The 11237-nt window shown below is 60.2% G+C and carries 10 protein-coding genes; 8 read left to right on the forward strand and 2 right to left on the reverse strand.

The genetic code is table 11. From position 1 onward, the window contains the following. Window positions 1–18 precede the first annotated feature (18 nt). Together ABI_RS08210 and ABI_RS08215 are read right to left on the reverse strand one after the other, a co-directional pair. Window positions 19–1215, reverse strand: coding sequence for a pentapeptide repeat-containing protein (locus tag ABI_RS08210; protein ID WP_040308707.1), 1197 nt, complete (start codon window positions 1213–1215; stop codon window positions 19–21). A gap of 145 nt (window positions 1216–1360) precedes the next feature. Next, window positions 1361–1843, reverse strand: coding sequence for a Fur family transcriptional regulator (locus ABI_RS08215; RefSeq protein WP_006272451.1), 483 nt, complete (start codon window positions 1841–1843; stop codon window positions 1361–1363). Window positions 1844–2304: 461 nt separating this feature from the next. Here ABI_RS08215 and ABI_RS08220 point away from each other — a divergent pair, with 461 nt between their 5' ends. From ABI_RS08220 to ABI_RS08255, 8 genes are all read left to right on the forward strand, one after another. Beyond that, a complete protein-coding gene (locus tag ABI_RS08220) occupies window positions 2305–2847 on the forward strand; it encodes a response regulator (protein ID WP_006272452.1) in 543 nt (180 codons plus the stop codon). Between the two features lie 206 nt (window positions 2848–3053). Continuing rightward, window positions 3054–5054 carry a TonB-dependent receptor domain-containing protein gene (locus ABI_RS08225; protein WP_040309062.1) on the forward strand — a complete coding sequence of 667 codons (2001 nt, stop codon included), beginning with the start codon at window positions 3054–3056 and terminating at the stop codon, window positions 5052–5054. A 193-nt stretch (window positions 5055–5247) separates the two neighbouring features. Then, on the forward strand, window positions 5248–6036 hold the full coding sequence (locus ABI_RS08230) for a SapC family protein (RefSeq protein ID WP_006272456.1): 789 nt from the start codon (window positions 5248–5250) through the stop codon (window positions 6034–6036). A 236-nt stretch (window positions 6037–6272) separates the two neighbouring features. Then, window positions 6273–6485, forward strand: a complete 213-nt coding sequence (locus ABI_RS08235; RefSeq protein WP_040309063.1) for a YgaP-like transmembrane domain — start codon at window positions 6273–6275, stop codon at window positions 6483–6485. Window position 6486: 1 nt separating this feature from the next. Further along, a complete protein-coding gene (locus ABI_RS08240; protein WP_050808226.1) occupies window positions 6487–7005 on the forward strand; it encodes an RNA polymerase sigma factor in 519 nt (172 codons plus the stop codon). 165 nt (window positions 7006–7170) lie between these two features. Beyond that, window positions 7171–7479, forward strand: a complete 309-nt coding sequence (locus ABI_RS08245) for a hypothetical protein (RefSeq protein ID WP_006272459.1) — start codon at window positions 7171–7173, stop codon at window positions 7477–7479. Window positions 7480–8011: 532 nt separating this feature from the next. After that, complete coding sequence (locus ABI_RS08250; protein ID WP_245531312.1) at window positions 8012–8692, forward strand: helix-turn-helix transcriptional regulator; 681 nt, start codon at window positions 8012–8014, stop codon at window positions 8690–8692. A gap of 143 nt (window positions 8693–8835) precedes the next feature. Next, window positions 8836–10314 carry a methyl-accepting chemotaxis protein gene (locus ABI_RS08255; RefSeq protein WP_040308708.1) on the forward strand — a complete coding sequence of 493 codons (1479 nt, stop codon included), beginning with the start codon at window positions 8836–8838 and terminating at the stop codon, window positions 10312–10314. Window positions 10315–11237: the final 923 nt, after the last annotated feature.

An 11237-nucleotide genomic window follows, 5' to 3' on the forward strand; every position in this document is an offset into this window, starting at 1 on the left:
GATCGTCGTTGGCTGGTATTAGCGCTCGACCAGCGTATAGTTGGCGCCCTTGTCCCGGACGTGGTCGGTGTCGGTTTCCAGCATGCGTGCGCGGGTCAGGTCGGCGCCGCGCAGATCGGCATAGGCCAGCACCGCGCGCGACAGGTCCGAACGCATGAGCCGGCCGCCCCCCAGATCCAAGGGGCCCAGCTTGGCGCCTTCCAGACAGGCATGGGTCAGCTGCGCCCCGATCAGGCGGGCGCCGCGCAGATCCGCGCCTCTCAGATTGCAGCGGCGGAAGTCGGCATTGATCAGATTGGCGCCCTGAAGCTGCACGCCTTCCATGTCGAGGCCGTAGAAGCATGAACTGTCAGCGTCGAGGGTCGTCAGGTGGCGTCGGATCAGGTTGCGCACGAGGCGGAAATCGGCGCCGGAGACTGTTTGGCGCGCGCCCGAAGCGCCGCCGGTCTTCACCCAGGCTTCGTGGGTCGCCAGGATCTCGTCCAGGGGCTGGTCGTCGATGAAGACGCTGATGGGTTCGTTGAGTACGCCAGTGGTGTCGGCGGATTTCAGATCGACGCCGGACAGCTTGGTTTCGACCATGATCGCGCCGCGCATCGAGGCGCCGGTAACATCGGCCGACGACAGGTCGGCACCGGTGAGGACGGCGCCGTCCATATGGGCGTTACGCAGGCGGGCCTGAGACATGATGGCGCCGGCCAGGTTGGCGTTGCGAAAGTCGGTCGACATGGCCATGGTGCCGGTCATGCGGGCGCCCGACAGGTCGGCGCCGCTGAGGATGGCGTAGTCGAGTTCGCCCGGTCGCTTTTCGTGCCGCATCAGGCGCAGGCCGCGTTCGCCATCCTTGAAGGCAATCTGGCCTTCGCGCAGGTCGGCCCCGATCAGTGATGCCGCCGTCAGATTGGCGCCGCGCAGGCAGGCGCCGCGCAGGTCGGCCCGGTCCAGTCGGGCGAAGCGCAGGTCGGCATTGCGCAGATCGCAGCCGAACAGGTTAGCGCGGGTGAAGTTGGCGTCGCGCAAAGAGGCACCGTACAGACGTGCGCCGGTCAAGATGGCGTCGGACAGGTCGATGCCTTCCAGCTTCATGTCGGTGAGGTCGATATAGCTGAAATTGGCCAGTCGGCCGCCAGCCCTGCCCATCTTGAACCAGGTATGGAGGTTCAGGATGGTGTGCAGCGACGTCTTGTCGAGCATCTGGAGTGTGGCGGCGGACATGGTGGCGCGACCGTAGGGTTGGGGTCAGGAGCACGGATACGCGGAATGAACTCTGCTCCTGCTATAGGTGCGGTGCAATATGGTTGCAAGCGTATATGAAAACGTTTGCCGTGGATAACCGATGTTGCCCGGCTTGTGTGACTTTTCAGGCGTGGCCGCGGCAAGCGCCGCACAGGCCGCGCGCTTCCAGAGTGATGTGCTTGATCTGAAAATGCGAGCGGGCGGCGCTGGCTTCGATGTCGGCCGTATTGGGGATGGCGATCTCGACACTCTGGCCGCAGCATTCGCAAAGAAGGAAGCCGGCCGTATGGGCGTGGTCGCGGGTATGGCAGGCGACGAAGGCGTTCAGGCTTTCGATGCGGTGGATCAGGCCCATCTGTTCGAGGAAGCTGAGGGCGCGGTAGACCGTCGGCGGTTTGGCGGCGCCTTCGGGGTGGAAGCGGTCGATGACGTCATAGGCCTTGATCGGGCCGCTGGCCTCCAGAATCAGTTCGTAGGTGCGCAGGCGCGACGAGGTCATGCGCTCTCCGGCGTCGGTGCACAAAGCCTCGGCTTCGGCCAGGCGCGAGGCCTTCGTATCGGCCGCAAGGGCGTGAGGATGATCGTGGTGGGCGCAGGCGTGACTCATGCTGCTGAAGGTAGGATGACTCAGGCCTTTATGCAACCGACGGCAAACTATACCGGTGCGCGAGTGAATTGACAGCGCTGACATTGCGGTAACTGCGTTATGTTAACGGTAACATCAGTCGGGACAGTTGGCGGCGAATTCTTATGACAAATTTATGAACTGAAGGGCCCATTTTTCTGTAATAAGACGGTTGTCAATTGTCGGACCGAACGCATGTGCGTAATCACGCGAAAGTATATTGCCGGATTTTGCTTTTGATATACCATCATCATAAAGCACAGGATGAAACCCTGAATAAAACGACTTAAAAAATTAAGAACTGAAGCGGTGAGTTGAGTTGGCGTTAACCTTTTGTTAAATGTATATCAAAGGTTGCGGCTAAAACAAGTTGTCCCGGCCATCCACGAGACGGAAGAATGCCGCCGTCGGCCGGACTTAAAACAAAATAAGTGGAGGAACCCATGGGAGATGATCTTTCCTATTCGGTGAGGCAAGCCATGCCGAGTTTTCATCCGGCGGCCGGTTTCGCCAAACGCGCCAGTCCCTTGCGGCCGGCCCGCGTTCTGCTGGTCGACGACTCGCGCGGCGACCTGCTCCTGGCCAAGCGGTGCCTTCTGGGCCGTTCGGGTCTGGGATGCGAGCTGGTGACGGCGCAGTCCAGCGATGAGGCGCTGGACATCATGCTGCGCGCTCATGCCCGGGCTCAGCCGATCGACCTGGTGCTGCTGGACATTAATATGCCGCAGCATGACGGTTTTGTGCTGCTGGACCACATCCGCGGCCATGTCAGCCTGCGCCGGACGCCGGCCATCATGTGCACCGGCTCTACCCACGATCTCGACCGCAGCCACGCCCGGCTGTTGGGCGCCGTCGGCTATATCGTCAAACCGGCGTCGCTGGAGGGGATTCGCGGGGTGCTGGAAAGCCTGCCGCTGTTCGATCTCGAAGAGGATGAGGACGGTTTAAGGCTGATGACGGTTGCGCCGGATTACTGGCACGCGTGAGCTGATTGGGCCAATCCGGCGGGATTCAGCGGACCTGTCGCTGATAGCAAGACTACCCCTCCACCCCTTCGGGGTCCCCCTCCCCATGAAATGGGGAGGGGGAAGGAATGCAGACGTATTGACGCGTCTGTAATATTATAACAAATCCGCTTGACGGATTGGATGTTATTACATAACAGATGTGCATCGCAGCATTTGAGGCCGCCATGCACATTCGTACCCTTCTCTTGACCAGCCTGTCCGTTCTGGCCCTGGCGTCCGGCGCCGTCGCGCAGGATCACGGCGATGAACCGCAAGAGGTGATCATCACCGGCAACGGCTATCGCGTCACCAAGGACGCCATGACGTCGCACGTCGATGTCGTCACGCGCACGGAGCTGGACCAGAAGCCCGCCCAGGGGCTGGGCGATGCCCTGGCCTATATGCCGGGCGTACGGTCGTCCAGCTTTGCACCGGGCGCCAGCCGTCCGGTGATCCGAGGGCTGGATACCTACAGGGTGCTGGTGCTCAACAACGGTCTGGGCGCAGTCGATGTGTCGGCGCTGTCGCCCGATCATGCCGTCGGCTCGGATCCGCTGGAAGCCAAGCGGATCGAGATCCTGCGCGGGCCGTCGGCCCTGGCCTATGGCGGGAATGCCATCGGCGGGGTGATCAATGTCATCGACGACCGCATCCCGACCTCGCCGGCGAGCGATGGCGTCGACGGCCGGGTGACGGCGCAGCTGTCGTCGGTCGATGACGGCAAACAGTTGGGCGCCTCCGCCAAGGCGGGGAAGGGGCCGCTGGTCTTTGCGTTCGACCTGTCGCACCGCAAGACCGAAGATTATGACACGCCGGTGGGGCCGGAGTCGCGTTACCTGACCGACAGCGAAGGTGAAGCGCCGGATACGGGCGAGGTGCAGACGAATTCGGCCAGCGAACTGACGACCTGGGGCGCGGGGGCGTCGTGGATCGGTGATTTCGGCTTTGCCGGTCTGGCCATCAAACAGACGGAGATGGCGTACGGCGTGCCGGGCCACAGCCATGAAGGTGAGGACGCGGAGGGGCCGGTGACCATTGGGCTGGACCAGACGCGCTATGATGTCCGCTCGGAGTTCAATCTCAGTCTCGCAGGCTTCAACCGGTTGACGGCCGATGCCGGCCATACCGACTATGAGCATACCGAGTTCGAGGGGGGCGAGGCCGGGACGCGGTTTGTGTCAGGCGGCAGCGAGTACCGTGTGGCGCTGATCCGCGATGAGGCCAATGGATTGAGCGGCGTGATCGGCGTGGCGGGGCTGGAGCGCGACTTCGAAGCCTTTGGTGACGAGGCGTTCCTGCCGTCCACCCAGAGCCGTCAGACGGGCATCTTCACCAAGTATCGCTACGACAAGGATGTCTGGGGGCTGGAAGGCGGCGTGCGGTTTGACCGGACGGCGTTGTCGGCCGCGGGTTTCGATCGCGATTTCAACACGATGTCGGGCTCGGTCGGCGGGTTTTACCGGCCGTCAGACCATGCTTTTGCCGGGATCAGCCTGACGCGGTCCGAGCGCGCGCCATCGGACGTGGAACTGCTGGCCGAGGGGCCGCACGCCGGGACGGGGCAGTTTGTGGTGGGAGATGCCGGGTTCGACACCGAAGTCGGCCAGTCGCTGGAACTGACCGGGCATATTACGGTCGACCGCCACAACCGCTTCGCCATCGATGGCCATCTCTATGCCAGCCGTTTCGACAACTTTATCGATCTGCGCCCGACGGGTGACGAAGCGGACGGGTTGCCCGTGTTTCAGTATGTCCAGACCGATGCCGATCTGTGGGGCTTCGAGCTGGAGGCCAGCGCCGGGCTGTTCGGGTGGAAAGGGCAGGCGGTGCGGCTGGAGGCTTCCTATGATTTCGTCCGAGGCGATACCGATCTGGGCCCCATCGCCCGTATTCCGCCATCGGCGGTGAGCGCGCGCCTGACCAGCGAAGGCGGTGGCTGGGCGTCGCACCTGGAGGTGCGTTCGGTGGCCGACCGCACAACGCGGCTGGCCGAACTGGAACTGCCGACGCAGGGCTATGTCATGGTCAACCTGTTCAGTTCCTACCGGTTTGCATCGGGCGTGACGGTGTTCGGAGAGGTCAGAAACCTGGGAGACGCTGAAATCCGTGAGGCGACGTCGGCCACCAAGGACTTGGTCGTGGCGCCGGGGCGGAACGTGCGGATGGGGCTTGCGTGGAGTTTTTGAGCCATTCCGATACGCTTTTCGAGGATGTTGACGCCTCATGTTGATCCAAAAAGTGGCAATCCACTTTTTAGCATGAGGCTGGCCGATACACAAAATCGCGACGGATTCGCTTATTGTGTGACGCGACTTGCCGATGGCAATTGCTTAGGCTAGAAGCGAGGCTCATTTTTTCCACCCAGCCTCTTTGGTAATCATGGCCGAACAACAAAACAACGACGCCACCCTGACCGGAAACGTCCTCTTCTATAAGTCGCCCGAACCGCTGAATCCGGACATTCACGGGGCGCTGGGCATCAGCGCGATCCCGTCGCCGCACAGCTTCGTGGCCGAAACCAATGTCGTGCCGTTGACCGTGTCGGAATTTCCGGCCGCGTCGCTGAGCTATCCGATCGTTTTCATCGGCGAAAACTATATGCCGGTGGCGGCTATGGGCCTGTCGGCCGGCCAGAACGTCTTCGTGTCGCCGGAAGGCATCTTCAAGTCGGACAGCTACCTGCCGGCCTTTGCCCGTCGCTATCCGTTCGTCTTCGCCAATGACGAAGGCCAGGAGCGCATGATCCTGTGCGTCGATACGGCTGCGCCGATGGTCAAGTCGTCGAACCCCGACGTGCCCTTCTTCGAAAACGGCAAGGCCACGCCGTACGTCGAAAACGCCATGCAATTCTGCTCGGACTTCGAAACCGAGCGCCGCCGCACCGAGAGCTTTGTCGGTCTGCTGCGTGAACTGAACCTGCTGTCGCCGCGCGAAACCCTTTACCGCCCGCAAAATCCGGACGGCACCCCGGGTGAGCCGCAGAAGATCGCTGAATATTTCGCCATCGACGACAAGGTTCTGAACGAACTGTCGCCGGAAAAGCTGGCGGAACTGCGCGACAACGGCGCTCTGACGCACATTTACGCCCACCTGAACTCGCTACTGGCCTGGGACAAGCTGATCGCCCTGACCATCGAGCGCAACCAGGTTCCGGTCGCGGTCAATTAAGACCTGAACGGTTTGAAATGATGAAGGGCCCCGGAGCGATCCGGGGCCTTTTTGCTGGGCCGTGTCCTCCGTCCGGGGTGTGGCTTTATGTAGGAGATTTGAAGGATAGCTGCAGTTCCTGGAGCGGCGCATTTGGTCCGGAACACTTAATTTGCCTCTGTGCGAACCGTTTTGCTCGGTTTGCGCCACTTGTAGGGGTGGTCCGGCGATCGGGCCATCACACACAGGAGATGACCGTGCTGTATCAAAAGAACCTCTTTGCCTGGGAAAGCGTGCTGCGTATCGCCTTGGGCCTGGCTGCTGCCGTGGCCGGCTTTTTGCTGATCGATGGCTTGATCTGGAAATATGCGGCGGTTGCGGCGGGCGCAGGCATCGCCTTGACGGGCGTTGTCGGCTTCTGCCCGATGTGCGCTCTGGTGGGGCGCAAGCCCGTGCGGAAGGACCACTGATATGCGTGTGGATAGCCGGCCGGCCGGTGCTACGACCGCCGCCATGACAGGCGACCGCGAGGCCATCCTGTCCCTGATTGTGGCCTGCCAGCCGGATCTTCGCCGCTATGCCCGCCGCAGTTGCCGGACGGCTTCGGATGCCGAGGATGCCGTGCAGGAAACCTTGTGGGTTCTGTATCGCAAGGCGCCGGCGATCCGTCAGGCCGCCGCGTTCTGGGGGTGGCTGTTTACCATCGTGCGGCGAACCTGCCTCAGACTGGCAAAGGCAGCGCATATGACGGTGTCCGATGACGCGCTGTTGGAGGTGGCGGCGGTGGCCCGACCAGATGCGGACCTGCGGCTCGATCTGGCCAGTGGGATCGAGTCCCTGCCGCAGAACTATCGCGAGGTGCTGTTGTTGCGCGATATTGAAGAGCTGACCATCGATGAGATTTCGACAAGGCTTGGGGCAAGCCGCGAGGCGGTCAAGGCGCGCCTGCACCGCGCCCGGACCTTGATGCGGGACTATCTGACGCGGTAAGGGGCGTGTGCATCTATAATGATATCGTGGTCATCGGCTTCCTCACGCGTAAGTTTTACATCAAGGCTTTCGCCGTATTGATGTGAATCAATAGCGAGGCATGCGCTTGGTTCTAGTCAGGGATTCACGGGCGAGTCCGGGGGCGGGCGAAGTCGAGGATCTACCATGACAGCTATGAACCAGCTTCGGACCTATCACGCCCTGTTGGCGGCGTTTGTATGCGCGGCGTTTTTTGCAACGGACTGGGGGCGCATCCATAGTTGGCTGGGTTATGGCGTCGTTGCTGTTTTGCTGATTAGGCTGGGCTTGGCCCTGTCGGGCGCGCATCAGTTGGGACTGATGCGCTTTTATCCGCATTTTGAGGGCCTTAAGCTCAACAACCTGGCCACGCACCCCGCGATCAGCCATACCCTGCTTCTCGCCATAGCCGCCTGCCTTCTCACGGTGACTGGGACAGGGGTGGCCATGGACTAAGGCCGCACACTCACGCGGCTTGTGTCGCCCGGCACCACCTCAGCAACGGTCACTGCGATCTCCGAGCGGGACGATGTCGACGATGAACGAGGGGAGCCGGAAGACGGTAATGGGGCCATGGTCGCGACAGTGGGTGGCTGGGCGAGGTGCATGAAGTGTCCGGCAATCTGCTGATGCTGATCGTTGCGCTCCATGTCACCTATCTGTTTGCCTTCAAGCGTCCGCTCGCTCGTTTTATGCTGTTCTTCGAAGCCAAAAAGCCGTCGAAATAGCAGGCGTCCCCGGGGGGGGCATGGCGTAATTGATTTATCATTCCGCCTCGAAAGTTGGCGGCCAAATCGGCCGCAACCGATGCAGAATAAATCAATTGCGCCATGTTCACAGAGACTGTCAGTTCACCTCGTTTTTTGCGAGAACTGCGAACTGACATTAGGTAAGTTGGGCGCTTACATTGATAGCGAATCGGAATCCGATGCCCAGTTACCGATCCAGGCGAATCGTTGATCCTGTCGAACAGGCCTATGTTGAAGTGATGGCCCGTCAATTTGGTCGCGCCAATGCGGATCATCCCAACATTCAAGCTTTGCGGCGGATCGTACCCTTCGACTTTTTCGCCATGTCAGGCATGGCGCCCTTTGGTCTCGGGGTCGGGCGCGGCGTCATGCTCGCCACAGACATGCCGGAAGATTTCATTCGTAAGTTTCTTGCCGAAAAGCTCTATCCTCATGATCCGTTGTCCTTTTTGGTGACGCCGGTAAATCCCTGGGGAAGCTGGCACGATCTGGAGCCTGATGCTCTTACGGGAACGGGTATCCCGAGAATACGCGCGCTGGAACGGGAGTACGGGATTACGACGCGGACCGTGGTTGGCTTCTTTAACGGCGACGAACGCTATGGCGGTGTCACGTTTTGCCGGTCATCGCCGTTTAGCGACAACGAGACGTTCATACTCGAAATGGCGACGCGCGTGGTTCATGCAGAACTGTCCGATAAATTCCTGTCGGACATGAATAGCCACATGGGGCTTTCGGCGGGGGAATTGCTCTGCCTCGGTCACTTCGCTAACGGGTATGACATCAGCGAAATCGAAGAAGCGACGGGTTACACGACCGAGACGATCTACTCTTACAGTAAGTCGGCCGCAAAAAAGTTGGGTGCAAGGGCGCGAACGGATGCCGTTGCGGAAGCCATGCGGCGTAAGCTCATCGCGTAAATGTTCCTCGGGGACTGCCATAAGGCCGTTCAGCAAAACCACTCTGATTATCGACTGATTAACTCTTTGGCTCCAATATCGGATAACGGACTGCTAACTGTACCGGCTTAGCTGACCGGCGACTCTTCACGACCGGGGTGACCATGTTTGGGCTTACGAACGACAACAGAGGCCTTGTCGAGGCACTCAATGCCTCAATGGCGGTGATTGAGTTCACACCCAAGGGCGATATTCTTACCGCCAATGAAAATTTCCTGAAGGCCGTCGGCTACACGCTTGCGGAGTTGAAAGGCGGCCATCATCGTCAGTTCTGTGACCCGGCTTATGTTGATAGTGCGGACTATCGGCGCTTCTGGAGTGATCTGGCCGCCGGGAGATTTTCCACCGGCGAATTCAAACGGTTTGTCAAAGGCGGCCGACCCGTCTGGCTCCAGGCCAGCTATAACCCCGTTCGTGATGGCGCCGGCAGGGTCGTGAAGGTGATCAAGTTCGCTTCCGACGTTACGGACGCGAAGATAGCGGCCATTGATGCTAAGGGCAAGATGGACGCGCTGGACAAGTCTCAGGCGGTGATCGAGTTCACGCCGAAAGGGGATGTTGTCACTGCGAACGCCAGCTTCCTGAAAGTGCTTGGCTATCAACTGGCCGAGGTAACCGGGAAACACCATTCTATGTTCTGCGATCCGGCTTTCGCCGGCAGCGCGGACTATGCCCGCTTCTGGCAGGCCCTGGCCGCCGGTCAATATCAGGCCGCGGAGTACAAGCGCATCGGGAAGGGCGGCCGGGAGGTCTATATTCAGGCGACCTACAACCCCATTGCCGATGACACGGGCGCGATCGTCAAGGTCGTCAAGTTTGCGACCGATGTGACGGATATGGTGAAGCGGCGCATCGAGAACGCCAATTTGAGTCGGCAAGCCGATACCGAACTGCGGACCGTTGTGCAGCAGATGTCGGGGGCGACCCAGATGTCGTCGGAAGTTTCCAGTGCATCGGTGCAGACCGGGGCCATCGTTAATTCTGTCGCCGCGGCGTCAGAGGAACTCGCCGCCAGCATCGAGGAGATCGCCAACAGCATGAATGCGGCGCGTCACGGCGTCGCAACTGTTTCGGGTTCTGCCGCCAGTGCTAACGTTTCGGCGGAGAATCTCAACCGGTCGGCGGATGCGATGTCGAGCATCGTTGGGATGATCCAGGGCATAGCGTCCCAGATCAATTTGCTGGCCTTGAATGCCACCATCGAGTCGGCCCGTGCCGGTGAAGCCGGGCGAGGCTTTGCGGTCGTGGCGACTGAGGTCAAGAATCTGGCCAATCAAGCGGCGCATTCGACGCAAACCATCTCCAAAGAAATCACCACCATGCAAACCGTGACGCGTGAAGTCGTGTCCGCACTGGACGAAATCACATCCAGCATGAATCAGGTGATGGACAGTGTTGCGGCAGTGGCTTCCGCGATCGAGCAGCAAAGCGCCGTGACGAATGAGATCTCGGGCAATATGCATGAAGCCGTCAATGCGGTGCGCGCGATCGAAGAGACGATTGGGCGCATGTCACAGGTGTTCGGCGACGTGGTGACGGCATCCGAACATGTCAAATCCACTGTGGAAAAATTGGCCAGCTAGGGCGGGACCTGTTCGAGTGGAAGCGGTCGGCAGAACACGACACAAAATAGGGATCGTTTCCATGCGGCAGAATAGGGTCGCCGCTTTAAGATTTTGTTTTAAGAGCCATTTCATTCTGAAAGTGCGTCACACTATTCGGAATGTGCTCCAGGCGTTTCCTCTGGCTTACGACGGTGACATCAAGGTCACAATGGCCGGGCGCGGGACATATTGCCGGCAATGGTTAGTGCGAAATTAACTTATTGGCCCCATGAATGGGGCCGCTTCCCGACGTTGTGCGAGGCGTCGTGCGGGTTATGGCGTGGCGCTGAATGACATGTGAAACAAGTGGCCCAGGGTGTATTGAACAATGGCGAGTCCGTGGTCAAGCCGAGGCGGCTTGCTTCGGATACGCGTGTGGCTGAATGGCGGCCGCAGATCATCGCCGCACTGAAGCTCGTTCACCGGGCAGATGCCCCGGCCACCGTCTTGCATCATCTTGTTCTGGCTATTTACGTCGTTGCTTTCTCTCGGATTGCGCCGCGTGACGTCGAACGGCTGGAACGTCTGACGGATTGTGTTGTGCGTGACTTGCGGGCGGGACGGTTAAATCTGCGCCAGGCCGCGCGCCGGATGTGCGCAATCCTTATCGCCGCCCGCGGAACTTCGGCCCTGTCATCGCGGTCAATTTAGGGCACATGGTGCAAATCAATTCAGGTTTCCGCCATCGGTAGATGGCCGTCAAATCGGCTGCGAGCGATACGCAGGCAGGATAAATCCCTTCCGCCAAGTTGACCTGGATCCTCACATGGCAAAGGTTCGAGCCCACAAGAACCGGCCTTGGTGCGCCTGACGATGCGGTTGCCCCCTCCTGGGTTGGCATTACGTCAATGGCCGTTCATCGGCGGTTATACGCGGGACGATACTGTCGGACGCCGGCATTA

Origin of the sequence: Asticcacaulis biprosthecium C19, assembly GCF_000204015.1 — a bacterium.
Classification (GTDB): domain Bacteria; phylum Pseudomonadota; class Alphaproteobacteria; order Caulobacterales; family Caulobacteraceae; genus Asticcacaulis; species Asticcacaulis biprosthecius.

What these genes read in the sequence shown, in the direction of transcription:
- ABI_RS08250 (WP_245531312.1), top strand. Translation starts at nt 8,012, where the DNA reads ATGGCCCGTCAATTTGGTCGCGCCAATGCGGATCATCCCAACATTCAA.
- ABI_RS08230 (WP_006272456.1), top strand. Translation starts at nt 5,248, where the DNA reads ATGGCCGAACAACAAAACAACGACGCCACCCTGACCGGAAACGTCCTC.
- ABI_RS08210 (WP_040308707.1), bottom strand. Translation starts at nt 1,215, where the DNA reads ATGTCCGCCGCCACACTCCAGATGCTCGACAAGACGTCGCTGCACACC.
- ABI_RS08245 (WP_006272459.1), top strand. Translation starts at nt 7,171, where the DNA reads ATGACAGCTATGAACCAGCTTCGGACCTATCACGCCCTGTTGGCGGCG.
- ABI_RS08220 (WP_006272452.1), top strand. Translation starts at nt 2,305, where the DNA reads ATGGGAGATGATCTTTCCTATTCGGTGAGGCAAGCCATGCCGAGTTTT.
- ABI_RS08225 (WP_040309062.1), top strand. Translation starts at nt 3,054, where the DNA reads ATGCACATTCGTACCCTTCTCTTGACCAGCCTGTCCGTTCTGGCCCTG.
- ABI_RS08215 (WP_006272451.1), bottom strand. Translation starts at nt 1,843, where the DNA reads ATGAGTCACGCCTGCGCCCACCACGATCATCCTCACGCCCTTGCGGCC.
- ABI_RS08240 (WP_050808226.1), top strand. Translation starts at nt 6,487, where the DNA reads ATGCGTGTGGATAGCCGGCCGGCCGGTGCTACGACCGCCGCCATGACA.
- ABI_RS08255 (WP_040308708.1), top strand. Translation starts at nt 8,836, where the DNA reads ATGTTTGGGCTTACGAACGACAACAGAGGCCTTGTCGAGGCACTCAAT.